The 26,710-nt window shown below is 40.4% G+C and carries 21 protein-coding genes; 1 reads left to right on the top strand and 20 read right to left on the bottom strand.

Annotation, left to right across the window (positions count from 1 at the left end; genetic code table 11):
- Nucleotides 1–38 precede the first annotated feature (38 nt).
- The 20 genes from ftsZ to L5B90_RS08155 form a co-directional block, all read right to left on the bottom strand.
- Nucleotides 39–1,346 carry a cell division protein FtsZ gene (gene ftsZ / locus L5B90_RS08250; protein ID WP_250349641.1) on the bottom strand — a complete coding sequence of 436 codons (1,308 nt, stop codon included), beginning with the start codon at nucleotides 1,344–1,346 and terminating at the stop codon, nucleotides 39–41.
- Between the two features lie 173 nt (nucleotides 1,347–1,519).
- A complete protein-coding gene (locus tag L5B90_RS08245; protein WP_250363472.1) occupies nucleotides 1,520–2,122 on the bottom strand; it encodes a hypothetical protein in 603 nt (200 codons plus the stop codon).
- Nucleotides 2,123–2,154: 32 nt separating this feature from the next.
- The gene (gene ftsA, locus L5B90_RS08240; RefSeq protein WP_250349639.1) at nucleotides 2,155–3,432 is read right to left on the bottom strand and encodes a cell division protein FtsA; all 1,278 of its coding nucleotides are present in this window, start codon (nucleotides 3,430–3,432) and stop codon (nucleotides 2,155–2,157) included.
- A 24-nt stretch (nucleotides 3,433–3,456) separates the two neighbouring features.
- Nucleotides 3,457–4,227 carry a cell division protein FtsQ/DivIB gene (locus L5B90_RS08235; RefSeq protein WP_395895920.1) on the bottom strand — a complete coding sequence of 257 codons (771 nt, stop codon included), beginning with the start codon at nucleotides 4,225–4,227 and terminating at the stop codon, nucleotides 3,457–3,459.
- Nucleotides 4,227–5,153, bottom strand: a complete 927-nt coding sequence (locus tag L5B90_RS08230) for a D-alanine--D-alanine ligase (protein ID WP_265762632.1) — start codon at nucleotides 5,151–5,153, stop codon at nucleotides 4,227–4,229. The genes L5B90_RS08235 and L5B90_RS08230 overlap by 1 nt, the downstream gene beginning before the upstream one ends.
- Nucleotides 5,154–5,164: 11 nt before the next feature.
- The gene (gene murC / locus L5B90_RS08225) at nucleotides 5,165–6,595 is read right to left on the bottom strand and encodes a UDP-N-acetylmuramate--L-alanine ligase (protein WP_265762631.1); all 1,431 of its coding nucleotides are present in this window, start codon (nucleotides 6,593–6,595) and stop codon (nucleotides 5,165–5,167) included.
- 23 nt (nucleotides 6,596–6,618) lie between these two features.
- On the bottom strand, nucleotides 6,619–7,677 hold the full coding sequence (gene murG / locus L5B90_RS08220) for an undecaprenyldiphospho-muramoylpentapeptide beta-N-acetylglucosaminyltransferase (protein ID WP_265762630.1): 1,059 nt from the start codon (nucleotides 7,675–7,677) through the stop codon (nucleotides 6,619–6,621).
- A 16-nt stretch (nucleotides 7,678–7,693) separates the two neighbouring features.
- Entirely contained in the window at nucleotides 7,694–8,872 is a 1,179-nt protein-coding gene (gene ftsW / locus L5B90_RS08215; RefSeq protein WP_265762629.1) for a putative lipid II flippase FtsW, read from the bottom strand.
- A 10-nt stretch (nucleotides 8,873–8,882) separates the two neighbouring features.
- The gene (murD, locus tag L5B90_RS08210) at nucleotides 8,883–10,193 is read right to left on the bottom strand and encodes a UDP-N-acetylmuramoyl-L-alanine--D-glutamate ligase (protein ID WP_265762628.1); all 1,311 of its coding nucleotides are present in this window, start codon (nucleotides 10,191–10,193) and stop codon (nucleotides 8,883–8,885) included.
- 19 nt (nucleotides 10,194–10,212) lie between these two features.
- Nucleotides 10,213–11,295: a phospho-N-acetylmuramoyl-pentapeptide-transferase gene (mraY, locus tag L5B90_RS08205; RefSeq protein ID WP_250349633.1), complete on the bottom strand. Its 1,083-nt coding sequence runs from the start codon at nucleotides 11,293–11,295 to the stop codon at nucleotides 10,213–10,215.
- Nucleotides 11,289–12,671 carry a UDP-N-acetylmuramoyl-tripeptide--D-alanyl-D-alanine ligase gene (gene murF, locus L5B90_RS08200; RefSeq protein WP_265762627.1) on the bottom strand — a complete coding sequence of 461 codons (1,383 nt, stop codon included), beginning with the start codon at nucleotides 12,669–12,671 and terminating at the stop codon, nucleotides 11,289–11,291. The genes mraY and murF overlap by 7 nt, the downstream gene beginning before the upstream one ends.
- Entirely contained in the window at nucleotides 12,668–14,143 is a 1,476-nt protein-coding gene (gene murE / locus L5B90_RS08195) for a UDP-N-acetylmuramoyl-L-alanyl-D-glutamate--2,6-diaminopimelate ligase (protein WP_265762626.1), read from the bottom strand. Before murE ends, murF begins: the two co-directional genes overlap by 4 nt.
- Nucleotides 14,144–14,164: 21 nt before the next feature.
- Entirely contained in the window at nucleotides 14,165–15,964 is a 1,800-nt protein-coding gene (ftsI, locus tag L5B90_RS08190; RefSeq protein WP_265762625.1) for a peptidoglycan glycosyltransferase FtsI, read from the bottom strand.
- 14 nt (nucleotides 15,965–15,978) lie between these two features.
- On the bottom strand, nucleotides 15,979–16,299 hold the full coding sequence (gene ftsL, locus L5B90_RS08185; RefSeq protein ID WP_250349629.1) for a cell division protein FtsL: 321 nt from the start codon (nucleotides 16,297–16,299) through the stop codon (nucleotides 15,979–15,981).
- Nucleotides 16,300–16,301: 2 nt separating this feature from the next.
- A complete protein-coding gene (gene rsmH, locus L5B90_RS08180) occupies nucleotides 16,302–17,267 on the bottom strand; it encodes a 16S rRNA (cytosine(1402)-N(4))-methyltransferase RsmH (RefSeq protein ID WP_265762624.1) in 966 nt (321 codons plus the stop codon).
- A 113-nt stretch (nucleotides 17,268–17,380) separates the two neighbouring features.
- Nucleotides 17,381–17,839: a division/cell wall cluster transcriptional repressor MraZ gene (mraZ, locus tag L5B90_RS08175; protein WP_115250036.1), complete on the bottom strand. Its 459-nt coding sequence runs from the start codon at nucleotides 17,837–17,839 to the stop codon at nucleotides 17,381–17,383.
- 233 nt (nucleotides 17,840–18,072) lie between these two features.
- Nucleotides 18,073–18,240, bottom strand: a complete 168-nt coding sequence (locus L5B90_RS08170) for a DUF5363 domain-containing protein (protein ID WP_250349627.1) — start codon at nucleotides 18,238–18,240, stop codon at nucleotides 18,073–18,075.
- Nucleotides 18,241–18,286: 46 nt separating this feature from the next.
- Nucleotides 18,287–20,248, bottom strand: coding sequence for a GNAT family N-acetyltransferase (locus L5B90_RS08165; protein ID WP_265762623.1), 1,962 nt, complete (start codon nucleotides 20,246–20,248; stop codon nucleotides 18,287–18,289).
- Between the two features lie 2 nt (nucleotides 20,249–20,250).
- Nucleotides 20,251–20,718: an rRNA maturation RNase YbeY gene (gene ybeY / locus L5B90_RS08160; protein ID WP_265762622.1), complete on the bottom strand. Its 468-nt coding sequence runs from the start codon at nucleotides 20,716–20,718 to the stop codon at nucleotides 20,251–20,253.
- The gene (locus L5B90_RS08155) at nucleotides 20,715–21,818 is read right to left on the bottom strand and encodes a PhoH family protein (protein WP_265762756.1); all 1,104 of its coding nucleotides are present in this window, start codon (nucleotides 21,816–21,818) and stop codon (nucleotides 20,715–20,717) included. Before L5B90_RS08155 ends, ybeY begins: the two co-directional genes overlap by 4 nt.
- Nucleotides 21,819–22,102: 284 nt before the next feature.
- Between L5B90_RS08155 and L5B90_RS08150 the strand changes: the two genes are divergently transcribed.
- Nucleotides 22,103–26,680, top strand: coding sequence for an exo-alpha-sialidase (locus tag L5B90_RS08150; protein WP_265762621.1), 4,578 nt, complete (start codon nucleotides 22,103–22,105; stop codon nucleotides 26,678–26,680).
- Nucleotides 26,681–26,710: the final 30 nt, after the last annotated feature.

Below are 26,710 nucleotides of genomic sequence, written 5' to 3'. Positions count from 1 at the left end.
TTTCCTAAATCCATTGAATAACAATAAGATTTATTCCTTTATTTATCTTCCGGTTTACGCATAAAACTGTTCGCATTCACTAAGCCTTCTTCTCTTTTAAGTGAATTTAAACGATCAGTAATTGGCGTATCTAAAATATTTCTATGTGTTAAATCAGCAGGACGATTTGGCATTTGCCCCACTTGTGAATTATGCGTCTGATAGCCTGTTGCTTGCTGTTGTCCAAATGGTTCTTGATTAACTTTTTGCATTGGCTGACCTAATGGTACGGTACGTGGTGCAATTTTAATATCTGGTGCATCAATATCACCAATCCCCGTCGCGACAATGGTTACACGGATTTCATTCGACATATCTGGTACTAAGGTTGTTCCTACCACAACCGTTGCCTCTTCTGAGGCAAAGGCCTTAATCGTATCACCCACTATGGTAAATTCATCTAAGGTTAAATCAAATCCAGCAGTAACATTAACTAGCACGCCTCTTGCCCCAGATAAATCCACATCTTCCAATAATGGGCTAGCAACCGCTTCCTGTGCAGCTTTCTCTGCACGTCCATCACCCGCTTCACCTTCAACCACGCCAGATCCCATCATCGCGCGCCCCATTTCAGACATTACGGTACGAACGTCTGCAAAGTCCACGTTAATTAAGCCGGGAGAAGTAATCATATCGGAAATACCCGTTACTGCATTACGGAGAATATCATTTGCAGCAGCAAAGGCATTTACTAAACTGATGTTTTTACCTAATACTTTTAATAATTTTTCATTTGGAATGATAATCAAAGAATCAACGTGTTTAGAAAGCTCTTTAATTCCCATTTCGGCAAATTGCATACGCTTTGGACCTTCGAATGCGAAAGGCTTGGTTACTACAGCAACAGTCAGGATACCCAAGTCTTTTGCGATTTGCGCAACAATTGGAGCGGCACCTGTTCCTGTACCACCGCCCATACCTGCGGCAATAAATACCATATCCGCCCCTTCAAGCATTGCACGAATCGCCTCTTGATCATCTTCTGCGGCTTTACGACCAACATTTGGATTAGCACCTGCCCCCAGTCCTTTGGTTGTTGAACCACCAATTTGAACGGTTTGTTGTACTTTGCTTTTACGCAAGGCTTGTGCATCAGTATTTACCGCATAGAAAATAATTCTATCGTGTTCGTCATTTGCAGTTGGGAAAGCTAATTCATCAGCCCCCACTAATGTGCCACCAATATCGTTTTTTATCATATTAGCAACCATATGATCCACAGCGTTACCGCCACCACCGCCAACACCAACGACCTTAATCAGTGCGCCGTTCATATCACCAAGATCATAATCCACTGGTTCAAACATAGTTATTCTCCGTTAATGCCAGGGTTTTGCTGGCACAAAATTAAAACCTAAATTGCTTTTATTGTAGATGAAAAATGCAAATTCTCAAAATTCAGACCGCACTTTATTAATAAAAATTCCAAAAAAATAATAAAAGAAACCAAAAAATCGTAAATTTTTCACCGCACTCTATTTTAGGCAACAAAATGTTTTTCAGCAAAACTCAATACGAACTCAACCACTTCACGATCCATTTGTGCAAATGCCTCATTCAAAGGCTGATGATTTAGTACTGAGATCAAGTTATTATTATCTAATACCTTAAGCGTTGTAGCTAATTTTTCCACTTTGCTGATCGCAATTTCTGCATTTACACTACGTTTGCTTCCTTCAAAATCAAAAGGCTTCACTACCACTGCTGCCAATGGGATTTTAATCTCATTAAGACTCTCTACAATCGCAGGAATCACCATTGAAGATGTGTTACCACCAGCAGCTGAAACTAAGATAACCAAATCACTATTACCAACCATTTGGCGTAATTTTTCTTCTACTTGTTGAGCAACTAATGTTTCTTGATTTAACTCATCACTTAGCAACAAGCTATCTTGTGCCTTGCTCGTATTGAGTACATCTTTATCGTTATCTATAGCATAAAAAGCAAACTCATTGCTATGGGGGGAACTAATGAACGTATCGTCTTGAGCATTTTTTTGCATTTTATCCATAATCATCTGGAGTTTTTTTGTACCATAACTTCCAACACCCAGCACACTAATCAATAATTTATCACCCATTTTTCTTTCCTCTCAGCTTAAATAAAAATTGATTAAAATTCAGACCGCACTTTATTCATAATTTTTTTCACCCCAGCCCAAGCCGCGCCTAAAAAGCTTTCTCCTGAACCATATTGATCATTAATAGGGCTTTCATCTTCATCATTGTGATTATACTGTAACAAACCAACAACGGTAGAATATTGGGGTTTATTTACATAATCCGTTAGCCCAGTTATATTTAATGGGCTACCGACACGTACTTGCATTCCAAATACCTTAGTGGCACATTGTTTTAAATCTTCAATTTGTGCGCCCCCACCGGTAATCACAACACCAGCAATTAATTCAAACTTCATTTGTTTGCTTTCAAGTTCATACTGCAATTGGTTTAATTCTTGGCGAACTAAGCCGAGTAATTCTTCATAACGTGCTGAGGTGGCAACAGATAATTGTTCTTTGGTTAGCACGCGTGGCGCTCGTCCGCCAATTCCCGCTACTTCAATCCGTTTTTCTGGGTGTGAAGAAGGGGGATTCCACGCACTGCTATAATTCACTTTGATCCGTTCAGCTTCTGTTCTTGATGTTTCACAAGCATAAGCAATATCATCGGTAACACGATTTCCTGCATAAGGAATGACTTTACTAAAACGTAATGCGCCATTAGTGTAAACGACAATATCCATTGTGCCTGCACCAAAATCAATTAAGCAAACACCAAGATCTTTCTCATCTTCGGTTAACACAGAGCAACCTGATGCAACGCCTGAATAAACGATTTTATCCACTTTTAATTTACAACGCTCTACGGCTTTTTTAAGGTTGTTTTGCCAATCTTGGTGACAAGCAATCAAATGCGCTTGCGCTTTTAAACGTACACCTTGTAAACCAAGGGGATCTTTAATATTTACCTGCTTATCTACCGCATATTCTTGTGGAATAATGTGCAATAAGGAAAGCCCTTCGCCCATTCTCACTGAGCTAGCGGTGTGCATTGCGGAATCAATTTCATCTTGCGTAACTTCTCCTTCGGCAATAGGAACAAAGCCACTTTCATTCAGACTTTGGATGTGATCGCCCGTAATTGCTAAAGTAACGCTCATAATCTGGCAATCTGCCACTGATTCGGCTGCCTCAATCGCACGTTGAATAGAGGTAACCACTGCATTGAGATCAGTAATGCTGCCTTTATCAATCCCTTTAGAAGGGCAACTTCCTACACCTAAGATATTTACTACGCCGTCTGGCAACACTTCACCCACAACAGCGACAACTTTAGAAGTACCGACTTCCAATCCGACAATCGTTTTTGATTCCACAATCTTTGCCATTTTCTAACTTCTTATCAGGTAAAATTATTCATTTATATCAATCATTCCTATTGCTGCCCCTACTTTATAGCGTAGATCAACATAGGATAACTTTTTATTTTCAGGAACTTCAATTTGCGGATAAATAGTAGCAAAACGATCAAGTTTGCTTTTCCATTCTCCGCGTCCTAATTTTAATAATACGCCATTATCAAGTTCTAATTGCCAAGCTTCGCGATCATCAATTGCAACAGATTTTAACGTTAAGCCTTTTGTTTTAAGATCTTGATAAATCTTTTTCCACGCATCCAGTACGACTAAACTTTGATAATCAGGTCCTGCTAAATGCGGTAAGTTTTTATCTTGCAACTTATCCATTGGCAATTTAAACACCACGCCATCACTAGATAAAAATTCATTATCGTTCCAAACTGCGACAGGTGTATATTCACTCACTAAAATATTAAGGCGATCAGGCCAAATTTTTCTCACTACGGCTTGTTTGACCCAAGGCATTTTTTGAATTTGCTCACGAACTAAACTTACATCTTGTCCAAAAAAACCTTTAAGATCGCCCATTTTTATCAGCATATCACGCACATCTTCATCAGTGGTGAATGCAGGCGTTCCTACCAGATTAAAGGCACTAATTGGACGATCATCTAATTTTTCCAGCCAGTTTTGCCAATTTGAGTAAACATAAAACAGTAACCCTAGACATAATAGCACAATTAATGGCTTGACCTGCATAAAAAAGCGAGATCTTGGCTCCCCCGTGCGTATGCTTTGTATCGCTTTATGCCGCCATAACTTCATTAAACACTCAGCTCCAAAATTTTCTCTACTAACTGTTCAAAAGAATAACCAACGCTCGCCGCTGATTTCGGGAATAAACTATGGCTCGTCATTCCCGGGTTAGTGTTGACTTCCACTAAGCGGAATTGTCCTTCACCGTCCATCATTACATCAATACGGCTCCAACCACGGCAACCTACTGCATCATAAGCACGCTTGACTAATTGACGTAATTCCTGTTCACGCTCATCAGTTAAACCGGCTGGACAAAAATATTGTGTATTATCAGAAACATATTTTGCTTCATAATCATAAAATTCGCCTTCAGGAACAATTTTAATGGCAGGTAGCACTTCATTGTCTAAAACAGGCACAGTAAATTCATCGCCAGCAAGCCATTCTTCAATCAAAATTGTATCATCAAAACCTAACGCAAATTCCACCGCACTTTGTAATTCATCAAGATGGTTGACTTTCTTTAAGCCTACGCTTGACCCCTCCAACGAAGGTTTCACCATTAATGGCAGACCTAATTTTTCGACAACAGCGACAGGATTTAGTTCAGAGACTGTTGATTTCGTTACGATTTCCATATTCGCCACAGGTAAACCAAAGGCCTTCCACAGCATCTTAGTACGCATTTTATCCATTGTTAAAGCGGATGCCATTACCCCACAGCCAGTGTAAGGAAGACCTATTTGCTCAAGCAATCCCTGCATTGTACCATCTTCGCCACCACGTCCGTGTAAAATATTAAATACGCGATCAAATCCTTGTTGTTTTAATTCCGCCACGGGAAACGTTTTAGGATCAATTGGGTGAGCATCATAACCTAGATTTTTTAAGGCATTAAGCACCGCTTCACCGGAATTAAGCGATACTTCACGCTCTGCAGAAGTTCCCCCAAGTAATACGGCAATTTTTTCTTGTTTTAATGTTTTCTTCATACTGCTTCCAATTAATTTTCTGCCCAATTTGTTGCTAATTGACGGGATAACTTACTCACATTACCCGCCCCTTGCGCCAAAATCAGATCTCCATCTTGAATCACCTGATCTAAGATTTGCGCAAGGCTTTCCTGTTCAGCGACAAAAATCGGATCGACTTTACCTAAATTACGAATCGAACGACATAATGAACGACTATCTGCCCCTGCAATAGGGGCTTCACCTGCAGCATACACATCAAGCATTAATAGCACATCTACTTGCGATAATACTTGTACGAAATCATCAAACAGATCTCGAGTACGTGAATAACGATGCGGTTGGAAAATCATCACAATTCGCTTATTTTCCCAACCTTTTTTTGCCGCTTCAATGGTTACGCCCACTTCAGTCGGGTGATGTCCATAATCGTCCACTAACATTACTTTTCCATTTGGACGAATAAATTGACCAAGCTGATCAAAACGACGCCCTGCCCCTTGGAAATCGGCTAAGGCGGCTAAAATAGCCTCATTGCTAATCCCTTCTTCTTTTGCCACGGCAAAGGCTGCCGTAGCATTTAACGCATTATGTTTACCCGGGACGTTAAGCAATACATTCACCCGTTCACCTTGCGGTGTAACAACCGTGTAATGGCCTTGAAAACCTGTTTGCTGATAATCTTCAATGCGATAATCGGCATTTTCATTAAAGCCATAAGTGATCACCTGACGTCCCACTTTTGGAATAAGTTCAAGTAACACAGGATCATCTGCACACATTACCGCTAAGCCATAAAACGGTAAATTATGTAAGAAATTGACATAGGTTTGTTTCATTTCTTCAAAATCACCGTGATAGGTTTCCATATGATCGGGTTCAATATTTGTTACCACAGAAACCATTGGCTGTAAGTGTAAAAAAGAGGCGTCACTTTCATCTGCTTCAGCGATTAAATAACGGCTTGTCCCTAAATGTGCATTTGTCCCTGCTGATTTCACTAATCCGCCATTTACAAAGGTAGGATCAAGCCCTGCCTGTGCATAAATCATTGAAATCATTGCTGTTGTTGTGGTTTTTCCGTGTGTTCCTGCAATAGCAATGCCGTGACGGAATCGCATAATCTCCGCTAGCATTTGCGCACGTTGAATAACGGGAATGCGGTTATTGTGCGCTTCCACGACCTCAACATTATCTTCTTTAATCGCACTGGATACCACCACCACACTGGCGCCATCTACATTAGCGGGTTGGTGAGAAAAATAAATTTTTGCCCCCAATGCACTTAGGCGTTGAGTTACCGCATTTTCCGCAATATCCGATCCCGTGACTTGATAGCCTTCATTTAATAATACTTCCGCGATACCGCCCATTCCCGCACCACCAATACCGACAAAATGAATTTGTTTCACGCGACGCATTTCTGGCACGGTTTGTCTTACTCGTTTTTGAAATTCTTTCATTGCTCTGCCTCTTGCTTTTATTCTTATTTTGCCACCGCCATAATTACCTCGGCCACTTGCTGAGCAGATTGAGGTGTGGCCATTGCTTTGGCTTTTTCTGCCATTGTTAATAATTGGCTACGATCAAATTGGTTCAACATCTCAATAAGTGCTTCTGCACTGAGATCTTTTTGCTCAATAATTTTGGCTGCGCCCACATCAGCTAAATATTTTGCATTCAAATATTGCTGTCTATCTTTATGTTGGAATGGCACAAAAATCGCTGGTGTTCCGACAGCCGCAAGTTCACACACGGTTAAAGCACCGGAACGGCAAATAACAATATCTGCCCAGCCATAGGCCTCCGCCATATCATCAATAAAATCTGTTACTTGTACATCCGCCCCTGGCGGATAAAGTGCGGTGATTTTTTCTGACATATTTGCCCCAACTTGGTGGCGAACGGTCAATTTATCCCCTAATGCCTCCATCACTTTTGGTAAAGTGAGATTTAACACGCGTGCGCCTTGACTTCCCCCCACCACAAGCACATTTAATTTTCCTGAACGCGCAGCAAAACGCTCAGCAGGGCTTGGCATTGCAAATAAAGATTGACGAACAGGGTTGCCCACGACTTCAGTATTCGGGAAAGTGTTAGGAAAGGCTTGCAATACGCGCGTTGCAATTTTAGCCAGCCAAGAATTGGTCAATCCCGCCACCGCGTTTTGTTCGTGTAACACAATGGGAACTGCACACAATTTTGCTGCCACCCCACCCGGGCCAGAAACATACCCTCCCATACCAAGCACGGCATTAGGCTGATAATCTTGAATAATTTTTTTCGCTTGGAAAATTGCCCGCACAATTTTAAATGGCGCGGCAAGTAAGGCTTTTATGCCTTTACCTCGCAAACCAGAAATTTGAATAAATTTAATCGGGATACCGTGCTTCGGCACTAATTGCGCTTCCATACGCTCTTGCGTACCAAGCCAACAGATCTGCCAACCTTGTTGCTGTAAATATTGTGCAACCGCAATAGCTGGGAAAACGTGTCCCCCCGTTCCTCCCGCCATCACCAATAAACGTTTTTTTTGTTGTGCCACAATTTATCCTTTTGTCTTAATCATCACGCAAGCGTGCGTGTCCACTTCGCATCAGTCGATTTTCGTGATCAATGCGCAATAAAATGCCGATACACACCGACATAATAATCAAACTTGATCCCCCATAACTTACCAAGGGGAAGGTTAATCCTTTGGTCGGTAATAAACCTAATGCCATTCCTAAATTCACAAAGCCTTGGAAGAAAATCCAAAAACTGATACCGAAGGCAAAAAACCCTTTGAAGCGTTGCTCTAGTTGTAATGATTCTCGCCCTATTTTCATTGCCCTAAACACCAACAATGCTAACAATGCAATGACAAATAAAATACCGATTAAACCAAACTCTTCTCCGACTACTGCCATCACGAAGTCAGTATGAGCTTCGGGTAAATATTCTAATTTTTGAATGGAGTTTCCCAATCCTTCCCCTGTAATTTCGCCTCGACCAAATGCCATTAATGAGTTTGAAAGCTGAAATCCCGTACCATAAGGGTCTTTGAAGGGATCGGAAAACCCCGTTAAACGTTTAAAGCGGTAAGCTGATGAAATCGCTAGCCATAATACAAGCAATACGCCAGAACAACCCAACGCTAAGAATTGCCAGAGATTTGCTCCGACAATCCAAAGCAAGCCAAAAGTAATCACAAATAATACAACGGTACTTCCTAAATCGGGTTGCAACAATAATAAAGCGCCCAATACTCCCATTACAATGAATGGCTTGAAAGCACTGAGTTTGCGGCTGCGCACTTCATCGTAACGACGAGTAAAATAGCTCGCCAAAAAACAAGTGAGTGCCAACTTCGCAAATTCAGCGGGTTGGAAATTAAAGAAAATCATTGGAATCCAGCGTCTCGCACCGTTAATTCTTGACCCAATCCCCGGAATAAGCACCATTACGAGCAAAATGATTGCGATCCAAAAAATATAGCCATAATATTTTTCCCAAAACGTCATTGGGATATTTAAGACGGTGTAGCAAGCAAAAATAGACAACACCACATAAATGGCATCACGTTTTGCAAAATAAAAAGAATCATTGAATAATCTCGCCCCCACAGGAATAGATGCTGAGGATACGGCGATCAATCCAATCACGAGCAAACTCAAAAACAACCATAATAATGCTCTATCGTAGAGCAAATTATTTGGTGTGATTCTTAACTGGGCTTTTAACTTTTCAATAAACTGCATTGATGATTCTCTAACTTAGTTTCGCTAAACGAGTAAATTCCTCACCGCGTTTTTCAAACGAGGCAAATTGATCAAGACTCGCGCAAGCAGGGGAAAGTAACACCATATCGCCCTCTTTTAGTTTTGCACGAAAATCCTCTATCGCCTGTTCCATTGTGTCAAATAAATGACTTTGCGTAGAAAGTTGTGCCAGTTTTGCACCATCTTGCCCAAAGCAATAACATTCAATATGTGGTTGATTAATCAGCGCAGTGAGTTCAGAAAAATCAGCCCCTTTGCCGTCTCCACCGAGCAATAAATAAAGTTTACCCGCCACTTGCAAGCCAGTGAGTGCGGCAACGGTGCTACCGACATTAGTGGCTTTGGAATCGTTAATCCAACGTACCCCCTGCGCCAAATGAGCTAATTGAAAGCGGTGATCTAAACCGGTAAACTCACGCAGTGCGGTGCAAATTCCTTGCAAATTTATCCCCGCACTTTGTGCAAGGGCAATGGCAGCAAGCGCATTCATATAATTATGGCGACCTGTCAATCTGATTTCATCGCAAGGTAATATCACCTCATCGTATGCCATTAAATATTGTTTACCGTTTTCTGTTTTTAACCAATAATCCGCATTATATTCGGCGAAACTGACTTGTTTTTTCGCTCGCAAGCTGCCTTCTTGTTGAGTGAGTGGATCTTCGGCGTTAATTACTGCAGTTTGGCAATGATGATAAATTTTTAACTTTGCTTGGCGATAATCTTCTAAATCCACATAGCGATTCATATGATCTTCACTCACATTCAGCACAGTGGCAGCAACGGCTTTTAAGCTATAAGTGGTTTCTAGTTGAAAGCTTGATAGCTCCAACACATAAATATCGTGATGTTGTTCAAGTAAAGAAAGGGCTGGAATACCAATATTACCACCCATTCCCACTTTCAAGCCCGCTGCTTTCGCCATTTCAGCCACCAGTGTGGTAACGGTACTTTTTCCATTTGAACCAGTAATCGCAATAATCGGTTTATCTGCGGCACGGCAGAACAATTCAATATCGCCCACCACTTCAACGCCAGCTTGAAGTGCGGTGTAAATTTCTGGTGTTTTTACCGCAAGCCCAGGGCTTATCACAATCATATCGCTTTCCAGCAACCATTGTGAGTTCAGGCTCCCTGTATGCACGAGGACATTTTTCCCCAACTGCTCTACACCAGCAGGTGATTGGCGGGTATCCATCACACGAACCTTTGCTTGTTGAGCAAGTAAATATTCCACACAAGATAGGCCAGTTTTCCCCAAGCCAACCACACAGATATTTTTATCTTGATATTGATTCATTGTTTGCTTTCACCCTTTTCTAACGTAATTTCAACGTAACCAAGCCAAGTAATACAAGCATTAAGGAAATAATCCAAAAACGGATGATCACACGCGGCTCAGGCCAGCCTTTTAATTCAAAATGGTGATGAATGGGTGCCATACGAAAAATACGTTGTTTACGCAGTTTGTAAGAACCCACTTGCAAAATCACTGACAGCGTTTCCATCACAAAAACCCCGCCCATAATCACTAATAGAAATTCTTGTCGCACAAGCACTGCAACCACGCCTAATGCGCCACCTAGCGCAAGTGATCCCACATCGCCCATAAAAACTTGTGCTGGGTAAGTATTAAACCAAAGGAAACCTAATCCCGCCCCAACAATCGCAGTACAAAACACGACCAATTCAGAAGTATATTTTATATGCGGAATATACAAATAATTCGCCCATTCTATGTTACCCGTTGCCCATGCAATCAAGGCAAATGCACCAGCAACAAATACCGTTGGCATAATGGCAAGTCCATCTAAGCCATCGGTTAAATTTACCGCATTACTTGTGCCAACAATAACAAAATAGGCTAACACAACATAGAATAAGCCAAGCTGTGGCATCACTTCTTTAAAAAATGGCACAACAAGGCGTGTTGCATCGGTATCTTTGCCAACTGCATACATGCCAAACACCGCCACTAAGGCAATCGCAGAAAGCCAAAAATATTTCCAGCGTGCAATTAAGCCGTCTGTATTTTTGCGGGTGATCTTGCGGTAATCATCCACAAAACCCACCACGCCATAGCCGAGCAAAACAAGTAAGCTAAACCAGATATAAGGATTGGCTAAATTCGCCCAAAGCAATGTACTGACGGTAATGGCGAATAAAATCATAATCCCCCCCATGGTTGGGGTACCTTTTTTGCTTAAATGGCTTTCTGGCCCGTCATTACGCACTTCTTGCCCAAATTTTAGAATTTGTAAGCGGCGGATCACTTTTGGTCCAATCCATAAAGAAATTAACAATGCCGTTAATAATGCCAAGATCGCACGTACGGTAATATAAGAAATAACATTAAAACCACTCTGGTATTGTTGCAGATATTCTGCGAGCCAAACTAACATTGAAAGCTATCCTTTAATAATTCAATCACATTTTCTAATTGCATTCGGCGAGAGCCTTTGGCTAACACCACGACAGATTGATTTTGTGCTAATTTTTCTTTAACTAATTCAATAACAAAATCAGCTAATTGATTTTGTTGAGAAAAATGCGTTCCGCCACATTGGGCTGAAATTACGGCACTTTCCTTACCATAACTTGCGACAAAATCTAATTGCGCGGCTTTTGCAGCCTCTGCCACTTGCTGATGACAAAACTGACTATTTTCGCCTAATTCTGCCATATCGCCAACAATTAAAATGCGAAAAGCGGGATATTTTTGTAACACTTGAATCGCCGATTGCAAAGAATCCACATTGGCATTGTATGTATCATCAAGTAACAATAAATTTTTGCAAGGCTGAATGGGGAATAAACGCCCTTTCACTTTTGTCCCTGTTGCCAAACCTCGTTGCACATCAGAAAGCGTTGCCCCCACATTCATTGCCAAAGCAGTAGCGGCTAAGGCATTACTGATATTATGTTCACCTAAATAAGGTAACTGAATTGCAATATCCCCTTGCGGACTGTGTAAGATAAATTGCGAGCCTTGCTCGTTGAGCTGAATTTCTGTGGCGTAAAAATCAGCTTGTGAATTTGTTAAAGAAAACGACCGCACTTGATGATCGGTGATATTCTTTTGCCAATCAGATAAATAATTGCAATCTAAATTAATTAATGCGATGCCTTGCGGTGCTAAGCCTTGATAAATTTCCCCTTTGGCTTGTGCTACCCCAGCAAGGCTACCAAAACCTTCTAAATGTGCGGCGGCAACATTATTGACCATTGCTACATTAGGACGCACTAATTCGGTGGTGTAAGCAATTTCACCAAGATGATTCGCACCTAATTCGATCACCGCAAATTTATGTTGTGGCGTAAGACGTAATAGGGTTAATGGCACGCCAATATCGTTATTAAAATTACCCTTGGTAAATAAAACCTGAGAAAAATCCCCCGCACTTTGTTGCAAAATGGCAGCCGTCATTTCTTTTACCGTGGTCTTGCCCGATGATCCTGTTATTGCCACAGTTAAAGGGTTAATTTCTGCTTTTAACCATTTGCCCAATTGTCCTAAAGCAAGACGAGTATCAGCCACGATGATCTGTGGTACGTTAATTTCACATAGGTGATCCACAATCACCGCCAACGCCCCTTGTTCTACGGCATTGGTTAAATATTGATGGCCATCAAATCGCTCGCCTTTCAAGGCAAAGAATACGCCTTGTGGATTGGCTTGACGGGTATCCGTGCTGATATTTTCAATCACCACACTACCTTCACCAGAAAGTGTGCCATTGAGAATATTCGCCAATTGTTGTGTCGTTAATTTAATCATTTTGTTTCACTAAAATATTGTTTTACTGTGGCTTGATCGGAAAATGGCAATTTGCTTGTGCCAATAATTTGATAATCTTCGTGGCCTTTACCCGCAATCAGCACCACATCTTGTGGTTGCGCCATTGTAAGTGCTTGTCTAATTGCTTGATCACGCTGATGAATAATCTTCACCTTGGTTAAATCAACAAATCCAGCTTGAATGTCTTGCATAATTTTCGTTGCATCTTCAGTGCGTGGGTTATCATCAGTAACAATCACGAAATCAGCAAACTGTTCTGCAATGCGTGCCATTTCTGGACGTTTGCCCTTATCTCGATCGCCACCGCAACCAAAAACACAATAAAGCACGCCATCACAATGTAAGCGTGCTGCTTGCAACGCTTTTTCTAATGCATCTGGCGTGTGGGCATAATCCACGATAGCGGTTGCTTGGTTTGGGGCATTCAAACGCTCCATTCGACCACAAACGCCCTGTAATTTTGCCGCACTTTGGCAAAGTTCGGTTAAGGAATAACCTAAAGCAAGGAGGCTTGCAAAAGCGAATAATAAATTGCTGACATTAAATGCGCCGATCAATGGGCTATGTAATTCTCCCTTGCCCCAACTGGACGCAAAATGAATTACCGCGCCTTGATGATGAAATTGGATTTGCTCTGCTTTTAACCATTGTTGATGCGTTGGTTGATAATCCGCTTTCACACTTACTGCAATGGCATTCGGTAATGCCTGTAACCATTGTGCGCCAACGGGATCATCAGCATTAATCACTTTATGCTGAGTCGCTAATTCGCTGAATAAACGATATTTCGCCGCCGCATAATTTTCCATTGTATGATGATAATCAAGATGATCACGGCTCAGATTGGTAAAAATCGCTACAGAAAATTGCAAGGCTTCAACACGATGTTGTACTAAGCCGTGTGAAGATACTTCAATCGCTGCAAAATCTGCCCCTGCTTGCACGAAATGATCCAACGTAGATTGAATTTCAATGGCTGAGCCGGTGGTGTTTGCCGCTTCCTTTATTTGCCCAAGCAACCCATTCCCAATTGTCCCCATTACCGCGCTGCGATGCCCAAGCAAGTTCGCCCACTGCGCCAAAAGCTGCGCTACCGTGGTTTTACCATTCGTGCCTGTTACACCGACTAATGTTAAATGATGAGAAGGCTCATCATAAAATTGCCCTGCAAGATGAGATAAATGTGATGCTAACTCATAATAAGCGATAAGCGGAATACCTTGTTCCATTTTGACGGCTAAATGTTGTTGCGGAAAATCTGCCTCAAAAAGCACCGCACTTGCCCCATTGGCAATGGCTTGTGAAATATAATTTCTACCGTCTGTTTGATGCCCTTTTATCGCAACGAAAAGACAGCCAGTCTTTACAGAGCGGCTGTCTAAGGTCATTTCGGTCAGCTCAACCTCTTGAGGCAAATAGTTTATCCCCAAAAGTGCGGTGAGTTTTTTCATTCTTTTTTCCTCTACCAAAAGCTAGTTGGTTTTTTCATCTTTTTTCTGATCACTTAAACGAACAGTGCGTTTTGCGACTTTTTGTTGCGCGATGCCATCCGGCGTAACATTATTCATTCGTAGTGCATATCCCATAATATTTGAGAATAATGGGGCAGAAACCGCACCACCGTAATATTGTCCTGCTTTTGGTTCATTAATCAGCACAATCAAGGCATAACGGGGATCAGAAATTGGAGCAATGCCTGCGGTATAAGCAATATATTTATCCACATAGCGGCCTTTCTCCAGTTTTTTTGCCGTCCCTGTTTTTATCCCTACACGATAACCTTCTACCATTGCGCGTTTATTTTTAATTGCCACTTTTTCCATCATATTGACCACTTCACGGGTTATTTTTTCGGAAAATACGCGCTGACCAATCACTGGCGGATCAACCTTAGTAATGGAAAGTGGACGATAAATCCCAAAGCTTCCTAACGTTACGTAAGCACGGGCAATTTGTAGTGGTGTCGCATTTATCCCGTAACCATAAGCCACGTTAGCGCGTTCAATATCTGCCCAGCGTTTACGACTTGCATTCAAAATGCCTGATTGTTCACCAATCAACCCTAACTCTGTTGGCTTCCCTAAGCCCGCATTTTGGTAGGTTTCCATTAATGCACTCGGTGGCATACGCAAAGCCAAACGGCTTACCCCACGGTTACTGGAGTTCTCAAGAATTTCATCAAGGGTTTGGCGATCTCTAGGGGCAACGTCTTTCACTTCGTGTCCATTTAACACCAAAGGCCCTGTATTAATCACTTCGTTACGCCCTACCACACCGTTTTGAAGTGCGGTCAAAACAACGAAAGGTTTTACTGTCGAACCGGGTTCAAAGGTGTCTGTAATCGCTCGGTTTCGCATTAAATCCGCTTTTACACCAACACGATTATTTGGATTATAGGAAGGGGAGTTGACCATCGCTAACACTTCACCGGTGCGAATATCCACTAACACTGCGGTACCTGATTCTGCTTTATTCTCTGCTACCGCTTTTTTGATTTCACGGTAAACCATTGATTGCAGTTTTTCATCAATACTCAAGGTAACGTCGTGGGCATCATATTTTTTTACATCTGCAATGTCTTCTACAACGTGTCCAAATTTATCCTTGCGGTAAGTACGAGAACCCGATTTTCCCACCAATAACGCGTTAAAACTTTTCTCAATCCCTTCAATGCCTTCACCATCAATATTGGTATAACCAATTAAATGAGCCGTTTCCTCGACTCTAGGATAAAAACGGCGAGCCTCTGTTTTCAGTACAACACCTTTAATTTTTAGTTGCTTAACATAATCCGCGACGGTTGGTGAAACCTGACGAGATAAATACACGAAACGCGAAGAAGGATCTTTTTCCACGCGTTTAATTAAATGGCTATAAGAAACACCAAGGGCTTTGGCTAAGGCTTGCCAACGATCTTTATCCTGTAACGAATTCTCTTCAAACACAAATTTTGCGTCAGCTACCACGGAATACATTGGCACGCTCACAGAAAGTAATTGTCCATTACGATCTAAAATTGAACCTCGAACTGAAAGCACCTGTTGTGTTCGCACTGAACGCTTATCTGCCTCATCAGCAAGGGGATCCGCATTTACCACTTGCACATAAGCCGCTCGGGCAATCAATGCAGTTAACAAAAGCATAGTGAAAAAAACAGCAACACGAAAACGTACTAGCAAAAAACTACTATCGTAAGAAATTTTAGGTTTATTGCGTTTAATCGCACTGCCTGTGCTAGTGCTACGCTTTGCTTTATTATTTTTCTTAATCATCCTTGCCCCTCAAATTATTCTAATAATAAAATTTCTTGTTCTGGCGAGATATGTTGCATTTGTAATTTCCCAGTTGCAATCGCCTCAACACGAGTATTATCACTTTGGGTTGCTTCTTCTAACTTTAAGTTTAAAAATTCATTTTCTAAGGCTTGGTGTTGTAGGACTAATTCGCCTTTTTCTGCAATCAGCCCACGCGTTTGGTGAGTAATCCAAATTGTGCTTAGCGCACTCACAATCACTAATGCCATTAACGCCATCAAGAGTTTGTTTGAGGCAAAAAGATCCTCGACAATAATGCTACGCAATGGATAGCGTTCTGAATTTTCAATCATTTTTATACCCTCTCCGCAATGCGCAGCACTGCACTCCTAGAGCGTGCATTTTGTGTAATTTCTTGTTCTGTTGGCATAATTGCTTTACCAATGGTTTTTAAGGTTTGGCTACGCTGAATTTGATCTTCGCGCAATGGAAGGCCTTTTGGTAAACTTTCCCCTTTGCTTTGCTTACGCATAAAATGCTTCACCATACGATCTTCAAGGGAATGGAAACTGATGATTGACAAACGCCCTTGTGGCGCTAACACTTGTAAAGCCCCCGTTAAAACACGCTCTAGCTCTTCCAATTCGGCATTGATAAAAATACGAATGGCCTGAAAACTGCGTGTTGCAGGATGTTTATGTTTATCTTTAAAAGGTACTGATTGAGCGATTAATTCAGCTAATTGCAAGGTACGATGCAATGGCTCTGTGCCATTTTGACGTGCGTTTTTATTATAATTAACAATAACTTGCGCAATACGCTTAGCGAACCGCTCTTCACCAAACATTTTCAGTACCCACGCGAGATCTTGCTCTGAAACCTGTTGTAACCACTCTGCCGCTGATAAACCTTGCGTAGTATCCATTCGCATATCAAGTGGCCCATCTTTCATAAAGCTAAAACCGCGTTCTGCTTCATCTAATTGCGGTGAAGAAACGCCAAGATCGAGCAAAATCCCATCAATTTTCCCAACTAAACCGAGTTTCTCGCAGATCTCAGGGATCGCTGAAAAACTCTGATGCTCAATCTGAAAACGCGGATCTTGAATTTGCTGTGCTGCTGCAATGGCGCGAGGATCGCGATCAATGGCTATTAATCTGCCATCTTGTGATAAGCGAGATAAGATCAGACGAGAATGACCACCACGCCCAAAGGTACCATCAATATAGATGCCTTTTTCTTTCAATGCCAAGCCGTCCACCGCTTCATTCAATAAAACGGTAAAATGTTCAGGTGAAGAAAAAAGGTTCTGCGCGTTCATAACTCGTTGTAAAATAATAAAAAATTAAATATTAAAATGAGATAATGCGGTGTACTCAAGTACACCGCTTATCTCTGCTAGTGCCGCTGCGCTTGCTGGAAGTTCATCTTCTCTTATAACGACAGCGTAATTAATTCAGGGGATTGAGCAAGCTGCCCACTTGCACCGAGAGCCATATCTTGTTGAATTTGAGCTTGCCATTCTACATCGCTCCAAATTTCAAATTTATTTAACTGACCCACTAACATTGTGCTTTTTTCCAGTTTTGCGTGCTGGCGTAATGGCGCGCTAATCAAAATTCGCCCTACGCTGTCAAGCTCACATTCTGTGGCATAACCGAGCATCACACGCTGCAAACTGCGTTGCACAGGATCAAAATTCGACAAACTTAATAACTTTTGCTCAACAATTTCCCATTCATCTAGAGGATAAAGTAGCAAGCAAGGTTGGCGAATATCCACCGTGCAAACCATTTGACCATTATTTTTTTCTAGGATCTCTGCGCGATAACGGGTAGGAATGGCAAGCCGTCCCTTTGAATCCAAATTTACCGATGATGCACCACGAAACATTCTTTGAGATCTCTTGGTTAAAAATAAGTGCGGTTGTTTTTTACAGATTTTTTGCAGTTTTTACCACAAAACACCACTTTTTACCACTTATGCGTAAGTTTAGTATTAGTTTGACTAAGTTGCAAGCAATTTGATCCTACCTTATGTAAAGATTTGTCTATTTCAGGCAAAAAGAAAGCCATTTGAGAAAGCCCCAAATGGCATTGTAAAAAATGCAAGATCGCGATCGGATCTTAAGAATTGGTTTTCTGATCCTTTTCTACTTTTTTCGGTGGTTCATCATCAAATTTCACCACCGGCACACAACTACGGCAAGCCCCTTGATCAACCCCCAATTCTTTGCAAAATTCGCTATATTTATCCCATAATCTGCGTAACACGCCTTTTGGCTGATTATCCATTTTTCCTCCTATATCGCTATTGTTCCTTGATGTGATTTATCTCTTATCATAAAAGAATTTTTTGCTTTTGCAATAACCGTTTTATTTCTTCCCGACAATCTTTCAACCATTGTTTTTTACCGGTTAAAGGCAACATTTTCATTTCACAATAATGCGCTAACAATGGCATATTTTGTGGGCTAACTTGTGCAAGTAAACGCTGAATAGCTGGTACTGTGCTGGCAAGATTTCGCTGGTAATAAGCAAAATAATATAATGCTTTCTTATCTGCTTCCATTAATTTCTTATCCTGTTCTACACTTATAAATTGCGCTGCTAAAGGATGAAAAGATAGCCCAATATTACGCTGAAATGCTAGCACCAATTCGTTACAAAACTGTTTTCCTGCCTCACTCTTTCCTTTTAGCGCTATTGCGGTATAACAACCGCTACTCGCCTCTTTATGCTCGCCTAAATAAACCAGCTCAAAACCACATTTTTGCCAAAAATAAGCTAATTCTGCTGAATAACCAAAACTTACAGAAAGAAAATCGCTCTCACTATGCGCTATCACTTGTGCAATTAATCTCGTACCGATCCCTTGATGTTGCCATTTTGGTTGTACCGCAATGCGTGAAATGCGGGTAGAAGTCAGTTTACAGGCGGCTTCATTCAAACTAGCTTGACACAATATTTGCGCCACTAAATTCCCTTTTGGACGACGAACACCTTGCATTATCCCTTCAAGCACAGCCCTATCTTGCATTCCACCTTCCTGCAATAACCAAACCGCCCCCAACAAATCGTCCTTTGCTTTCACCAATAAAAATTGCTGATCTTTACCATCAAGTAAACGGCGTAAATCAGTGGGAGAGGTTTTGTAATGCGCAAGAGTAAGCAAGCCATAGAGCGCTTGATATTGTGTTTGTTGGAAAAGGCTTGAACTGTGATGCCAATAAAACTGTAACGCTGAATTTGGTTGGAAATTTGGCTGTACTAAGTTGTTTTCTGCCTCTAATAAAAGAAGAGCGGCAATAAAAGGCTCAATAAGATCATCTTCACGCCAGCGTAACGGCGTATTTAGCTCGAAATGTTGCAAAGTGCGGTGATTTTTTTGCATAAATTTAAGCAAAAAACCACGTCCTGTTCCTTCATAGCTTTGGATTGTCGTCGTGCATAAAATCGAGTGAAAATGAGAGGTTAGCTGCATTAATAACGGCAGAGGGATCATTGCGGCTTCATCAATGATCAGCCAATATTGGGTAAATTTATCCGGATTTTGTTGCACTTGTTGAGCGAGATCATCTGGAGCAATAAAAGGCAAATCTTTCTGAGCAAAATCTTGTAAAATTTGCACCGCACTTTTATTCGGTGCGGTGAGAATGACCTTGTCTAAATGAGTAGCAAATAATCCCGCCAATGCCGATTTTCCTCGTCCACGTTTGGCGGTGATGACATTGATCTCTTTTGGTTGATCCAATAACCGCTGTAAAATATGTTGTTGATCTTGGGTGGCTGAATAAACAGGTTCTAGCACTTCGCTCACTGGCTTATAGGGTTCTGGTAAAAATAACGCGTTATTGTGCTGCTGGTAAACAGGAAAACCATACTCTCGCACTTTTTGTTGCATAAATTGTACAAAATTTGGCGTGGGAATACCTTGTGGAACCCCGCTCCAACGTAGGCTATCTAAATCAATTTGGGTGGCTAAATGTTGCCAATGATGACACAATATATAAAGCTGTCCGTCTGCTTGTAGGGTGCCAGCGGCAATCGCAAGCGTATCCAAATTTAGGCTTTGTCTAGCATCATAAATAATCAGCGAATGTTCACGTCCAAGCTGATTTTTCGCTTTACTAAAAGGAATTAACTTAATCTTTTCAATGGCGAAAAGTGCGCTAGAATTTTCATCGAAAAAAAGCACCGCACTTTGCGTTTCAAAGCGTTCTAAATAAGAGAATAACGGAGAAAGTTGTGCCTGTAACCACTCATTTTCTCCAACCAAGAAACAAAGCTGACGGGGTTGCAAGGCTAGCCTTTTTCCATTAAATAAGGATCGGCAAAGCCCAATTCTTGCATTATTTCCGTTTCAAGGCTTTCCATTTCTTCTGCCTCATCATCTTCAATATGATCATAACCAAGTAAATGCAAACAACCGTGAACCACCATATGCGCCCAGTGAGCCATTAAAGGTTTGTCCTGTTCTTTGGCTTCACGTTCCACCACTTGACGGCAAATCACTAAATCGCCAAGCAACGGTAATTCCACTTCTTCAGGACATTCAAAAGGAAAAGAAAGCACGTTAGTGGGATAATCTTTGCCACGATAAGTAGCGTTTAACATTTGGCTTTCGGCTTCGTCCACCACACGAATGGTGATCTCTGGTTGTAGGTTTTCTGCTTGTACTGCCGTCGTTGCCCATTGTTGAAATTGCTGTTCTGTCGGCAAATTTTCTAGCTCTTGTGAGGCAATTTGTAAATCAACGATCACATCTTTCATTCTGTTTCTTCTCGTTCTAAAGCTTGTTGTTTGGATTGTTCTTGCTGACGCTGTAAGGTGCGTTCTTGGCGGCGAATTTCTTCTTGTTCGTCCCATTTATCATACGCCTGTACCACTTTAGCAACCACTGGATGACGCACAATGTCTTTACTATCAAAATAATTAAAGCTCAATTCTGGCACATTTTCTAGCACTTCAATGGCGTGGCGTAAGCCTGATTTTTGGCTACGTGGCAAATCAATTTGCGTAATATCGCCCGTAATCACCGCTTTAGAATTAAACCCAATACGGGTTAAAAACATTTTCATTTGCTCTGTTGTGGTGTTTTGGCTTTCGTCTAAAATAATAAAACTATCATTTAGCGTACGTCCACGCATATAGGCAAGCGGTGCAATTTCAATGACATTGCGTTCCATTAACTTTTGTACTTTTTCAAAGCCTAACATCTCAAACAAGGCATCATAAAGCGGTCGTAAATATGGCTCAATTTTTTGCCCTAAATCGCCGGGTAAAAAACCCAATTTTTCCCCTGCTTCCACCGCAGGACGAGTAAGCAAAATACGGCGAACTTCTTGTCGTTCTAAGGCTTCTACCGCCGCTGCGACAGCTAAGAATGTTTTTCCGGTTCCAGCAGGCCCAATCCCAAAGCTAATGTCGTAACGTAAAATATTATGCAAATACTGAATTTGATTTGCGCCACGCGGTTTAATCAAACCACGTTTTGTTTTAATGGTGGTTTGATACACTTTTGGCACCGCATTCTGCTCTGCTAGCTCCGTATCTTCTTGTAATAATATTCGATTTTCCTGAATAGCTAAATGCACATCAGACAAATCAATTTCTTTCACTACACCACGTACTGGAGAGGTTTCCAAATACAAGGCTTGGATCAATGTCGCTACTTTATCTAATAATTTAGCGTGGTGAGATTTAGGGTGAGAATCTTTCGATTTTAGCGTAAAAGTAAAATTACGCCGTGCAATATCTAAGAAAAATTCTTTTTCAATTAACTGGATATTTTCATCAAATGTCCCACACAGTGCCTGTAAACGGGCATTATCTTGCGGTTCAAGGGTAAAAGTTTCACTTATTTCGTTTATTGGATTGGACAAATTGTGTTCCTTTCTATTTTTGTTTTTCAGGTTACAGCCAACATCATTTGATTGTTAGTTGGCATATTATCACGTTTTAAATACAGGCTCTAATGCTCTTTGAGAAATTCTCGCTTTATAGAAATGCGAGAGATCTCTCATTTTTAATCAAAAATAAAGACGATTCTGTGAAGAGCGTCACGAAGTAAAATGATCTTGATTTACTTCATTGTGGAGTGAAAATATCATCTGGTTTGAGCTATTTTCTCTTCCACTCAAAATAAGGATGCCCTATGAAAAAAACAACATTGGCAGCTTTAATCTCTTCGTGCTTTATCAGCCAATATGCCATGGCGAGTAGCGAAGGAATCTTAGATTTCAAATCCAATACTGAACTCTTCAAACCGCTTAATATCACGGAAACCTTTGCTAAAAATGACGTATTCAATTTAGAAAATGGTTCATTAACTTTTGGTTTTAAAACTAATGGTGGTGATAATGTTTATTCTCTCTTAGGCGCCTCAACATTAGGCGGGCCTGCAAACCACTACATTAATTTCTATATGTTAAGGAAACAGGGTACGGATACCTTTGGCTTGGAGTTAAGAAATAATAACCACTATCTAATTCAAAATGCTTTACTTGCTGCCAATGTCAATAATCAAAATAAAGATTATCAAACGATTACTTACACTTTTGATAAAACAAATAATCAAATTAAAATTTATGTCAATGGTGAATTAAAGCAAACACACAATAATTCTAAATTTTTCAAAGATATTGAAAATTTAAATATTGCTTATTTAGGGAAAACCCCAAGAAGTACTGGTAATGAAATGCAGTTTAGTGGAAACATTTATTCTGCTGGAGTGACCGAACACGTCTTGTCAGAAGAAAAAATTAAAGCGTTACACCAAGAATTAGCAGATACTTATCACCGAAACGAAATTGAAAATGTGGATAAATATCGTGCTTCAGGCGCAATACTAACGGAAAAAAACGCCCTCTTTCAACCCAATCAAGATGACGCAAGAAACTATCGTATTCCCTCTTTACTCACCACACAAAATGGCGTTGTGATTGCAGCAATTGATAAACGTTGGCAACATTCTGCGGACTGGGGAAATATTGATACCGCAATCCGCCGCAGTTTTGATGGTGGTTTAACTTGGCAAAAAAGCCAAACCGTGATTGATCTTGCTAGTCAATCTTATGGTGATCAAAATTCCGCATTCTTAATCGATCCTCTTATGGTGCAAGATAAACGCAATGGACGTGTCTTTATGATTGTAGATATGTTTCCTGAAACACGCGGTTTCTTTGGGATCAAAAATCAAAATGCAGAAGGCTCAGGTTATAAAAATATTAATGGGAAATATTATCAATTATTAACTGATGAATATAATAATCGTTATACCATTCGTGAAAACGGTATTGTTTATAATGATAAAAATAAACCAACTGATTATCGTGTAGTAATTAATGGCAATCCTGAACTTGCATTTAAAGATCTTGGTGATTTATATCAAGGTAATACACGCTTAGGCAATATTTATTTACAAACTAAAAATCCAGATAATGACAGCGCACCACTTAAATCAACCATCACGAGCAATTTATGGCTAACTTATAGTGATAATGATGGTGAAACTTGGTCTAATCCTGTCAATATTAATGCTCAAGTAAAAGCGGATTGGATGCGTTTTATGGGAACAGGTCCGGGAACAGGAATTCAACTGAAAGATGGTTCTTTAGTAATGCCTGTTTACTATACGAATAATAACAATAAACAAGCGGCTGCTGTCATCATCAGTAAAGACGGCGGAAAAACTTGGGAACGTGGCGAATCACCAATTGATAGCCGATTTGCAGCACAAGGCGGATCCCGCCTTCTTGACGGTACTTACGGTTATGAAATTACCGAATCCCAAGTGATTGAGTTAGACAACGGACAATTAAAACTCTTTTCCCGTGTCACACCACATAATCGTGTTCATATTTCCACTAGCTATGATGGTGGTTATACTTGGGAAAAAGAGGTTATTTTAGACGATGTGCTATTAGAACCTTATTGCCAACTTTCAGTGATTAAATATTCCAAACGAATTAATGGTAAAGAACATATCCTTTTTGCCAACCCACACTCAAACAAACGCACCAATGGTAAAGTCTGGCTCGGTGAAGTGCAAGAAGATGGCTCTATCGAATGGAAATATACCACCACGATTACACCAAACAATTATGCTTATAGCAGCTTAACGGAATTACCAAACGGAGATATTGGATTACTCTATGAAGGTGCAGAAGGTAAAATCGAATTTGTGCGTTTAAATATTCAAGAGCTTGTATGGCAAAATAATATCCTACACCGAGATAAACGAAATACGCCATTTGAATATGATCGTAATAGCACGGTGGCGGAAACGTTCTATAAAATTGGTGATGGAGAAATAATTAAAATTGGTGAAGGAATTAATCCGGCTAAAATCATTGTTAATGAAGGCACCTTAGGTTTAAAACAGCAGGAAAAAGATGGTAAAGTTCAAGCCTATTCTGAAATCATTGTAAATCCTGAAGGTACAGTCAAATTATATGGAGAAAACCAAATTAAATCCGAAAGCCTCAGCTTGAATAAAGGCACATTTGACTTAAATGGAAATAATTTCACCATCGCAAATGGCGATGATAACGGGCTGCAAGCTAGAACAATTAACGGTAATATTATAAACAGCAATACAAGCAAAACCAGCACACTCAACTATTTACAATCTGGAATAAGAAAAATTAAGGGTGAAATACTCGGTGATGAGCAGGGTAAATTAAATTTTTCTTATAAACCGACCGCACTTAATAATAACCAGCTGACCTTAGAAACGAATTCGACATTAGATGAACTTAACATCAATCAAGGTAAAATAATTTATGCCTCAAACACGTCACATTTAACGCATAATGCAAATTTAGCAAATAATGCAACATTAAGCATAAAAGATAATGTGATTGCTCGTTTTAATACAATTACACTTGATGACACAAGCCAAATTAATGCCGACATTAACACCAACCAAACAAGCCATTTATTTGCTGATACACAAGGCACAGGTGCACTCAGCAAAAATGGAGATGGAACATTATATTTAATTGGACAACTCAATCACACAGGAAAAACTTTGTTAAATCAAGGGGTAACTATTTTAGAGGGAGAATTAAATCATTCTCCATTATATATCCAAGAAAATGCGAGTTTAATGGGAAATGGCGTAATTCATTCACATACGTATTGGAAAACCAATGCCCACATTATGCCAAATAATACCCCACAATTAAATCACACGACAAACGGAGATAAATCCACCAATACTGATTTCCAACCTAAAACACTCTCCTTTGCAGATGTAAACAATGAAGGCGCGGTTATTACGTTAAATGTAGATAACGTTTCCGAAGATATGACAAAATGGCGCTCTGATCAGGTTCTGATTAATGGTGATTTAACTACCACACAAGCAATTCCAGTGAACATTAACTTACGTAATAGCCATATTGGTCGGTCAGATACCAATGAAAATAATCGTTATGATGCGAATGAGGGGATCTCGCTAATTCAAGTAAAAGGAGAAACCAGTCGTATTGATGCCTTCAACTTGGCTAAAGTGGTTCACAATGATGAAAGCCATATTCATCGCTATGCCTTAGTCAGCATTGAAAAAGGCGCGACTACGGCAAGTGAAAATCACTTTGGTACAAATAATAATGATTTCTACGATTATCGATTGCAAACCTTATTAGTTAATGAAAAAGGCGAAACACTATCACCAATCATAAAAGCATCTCAAAACCCACCAAAAGGGGAAATAACTAAACCTGATAACACCACAACACCTACTTTGCCAACGACAAGTACTAATACGGCAGTAACACCGTCTGCAAATCAAAATGAGGAATTAACAGGAAGAACAGCAACCTATCGCGCTGCACTAAATAGTCAAGTCCCTGCCTATTTGATAACTAATTTAGCTTTGCTAGAGCATAGTTATATGCAGACTCAAACCTTTACACAGAACATTACGCAAGACACAAAAAACTTCTATGTTTTACAGCAACATCGTAAAGCTTCTTATGATAGCAATCTTGGCTTTACTGATTATGGATATGGATACAAATCCACTACGAACAGCACGTTATTTGGGGGAAAACTTGATCTCAATGATAAACACCCTCTTCACTTAGGGCTTGCGTTGAGTAAATTCTCAATCGAACCAAAAACCACAAAAATTGAAGGAAGCAGCTCTGCAAAATACAAGTCTGTCGGCTTATTGTTCACATTAGAAAATAAACTTACTGAGCAAAGCTATATTAATCTCAGTGGAAACTATCAATATGTAAGAGGTAAAATTTCGACTTCACAACATAAAGATTTAGCTAAAGTGAGAGGTCATTCCTGGGGGATTGGAACAGAAATGGGTTATCATTTCTTATTAAATGAAATCCGTTTAACGCCAATTATGGCTTTACAATACCAACGTAGTAAAGCCAAGATTGAAGATCATACTTTCAGTTGGAATATTAATAATGATCGACAAGCTATTTTCACTCAACAAATCGGTGGTGAAATTGCGTGGAAATTATTAAAGTTCCGTGCGATGTATGAACACAATGCAGGAAATACCCCAACTTTAACCCTCAATGATGGAACAACCCAGCAATATAAAACGGGTAAATTAGGTAACGCATTATTATTCTCTGCCAGTGCAGGTTATGATATTACGCAAAATCTAAATATCAGCGCACAAATTAGCCATAGAACATCGCTTTCTGATTATGGGCTAAAACAAACTTATTTTGCGGGTAAATTAACCTATCGTTTCTAATAGACTAACCTCTGAAGTGAGAGAAAGGTT

The organism is Avibacterium sp. 20-129 (assembly GCF_026226845.1).
Classification (GTDB): domain Bacteria; phylum Pseudomonadota; class Gammaproteobacteria; order Enterobacterales; family Pasteurellaceae; genus Avibacterium.
The sequence above is the reverse complement of the archived record's forward strand: the minus strand, read 5'-3'. Positions and strand labels throughout refer to the sequence as shown.

Bases quoted from the DNA above. Each gene is read 5' to 3' on its own strand.
- L5B90_RS08245 (WP_250363472.1), bottom strand. From the start codon at position 2,122: ATGGGTGATAAATTATTGATTAGTGTGCTGGGTGTTGGAAGTTATGGT.
- ftsW (WP_265762629.1), bottom strand. From the start codon at position 8,872: ATGCAGTTTATTGAAAAGTTAAAAGCCCAGTTAAGAATCACACCAAAT.
- mraZ (WP_115250036.1), bottom strand. From the start codon at position 17,839: ATGTTTCGTGGTGCATCATCGGTAAATTTGGATTCAAAGGGACGGCTT.
- L5B90_RS08150 (WP_265762621.1), top strand. From the start codon at position 22,103: ATGAAAAAAACAACATTGGCAGCTTTAATCTCTTCGTGCTTTATCAGC.
- murC (WP_265762631.1), bottom strand. From the start codon at position 6,595: ATGAAAGAATTTCAAAAACGAGTAAGACAAACCGTGCCAGAAATGCGT.
- murF (WP_265762627.1), bottom strand. From the start codon at position 12,671: ATGATTAAATTAACGACACAACAATTGGCGAATATTCTCAATGGCACA.
- rsmH (WP_265762624.1), bottom strand. From the start codon at position 17,267: ATGAACGCGCAGAACCTTTTTTCTTCACCTGAACATTTTACCGTTTTA.
- ftsI (WP_265762625.1), bottom strand. From the start codon at position 15,964: ATGATTAAGAAAAATAATAAAGCAAAGCGTAGCACTAGCACAGGCAGT.
- ftsZ (WP_250349641.1), bottom strand. From the start codon at position 1,346: ATGTTTGAACCAGTGGATTATGATCTTGGTGATATGAACGGCGCACTG.
- ftsA (WP_250349639.1), bottom strand. From the start codon at position 3,432: ATGGCAAAGATTGTGGAATCAAAAACGATTGTCGGATTGGAAGTCGGT.
- ybeY (WP_265762622.1), bottom strand. From the start codon at position 20,718: ATGAAAGATGTGATCGTTGATTTACAAATTGCCTCACAAGAGCTAGAA.
- L5B90_RS08230 (WP_265762632.1), bottom strand. From the start codon at position 5,153: ATGAAGAAAACATTAAAACAAGAAAAAATTGCCGTATTACTTGGGGGA.
- L5B90_RS08235 (WP_395895920.1), bottom strand. From the start codon at position 4,227: ATGAAGTTATGGCGGCATAAAGCGATACAAAGCATACGCACGGGGGAG.
- L5B90_RS08170 (WP_250349627.1), bottom strand. From the start codon at position 18,240: ATGGATAATCAGCCAAAAGGCGTGTTACGCAGATTATGGGATAAATAT.
- mraY (WP_250349633.1), bottom strand. From the start codon at position 11,295: ATGTTAGTTTGGCTCGCAGAATATCTGCAACAATACCAGAGTGGTTTT.
- murE (WP_265762626.1), bottom strand. From the start codon at position 14,143: ATGAAAAAACTCACCGCACTTTTGGGGATAAACTATTTGCCTCAAGAG.
- ftsL (WP_250349629.1), bottom strand. From the start codon at position 16,299: ATGATTGAAAATTCAGAACGCTATCCATTGCGTAGCATTATTGTCGAG.
- murD (WP_265762628.1), bottom strand. From the start codon at position 10,193: ATGAATCAATATCAAGATAAAAATATCTGTGTGGTTGGCTTGGGGAAA.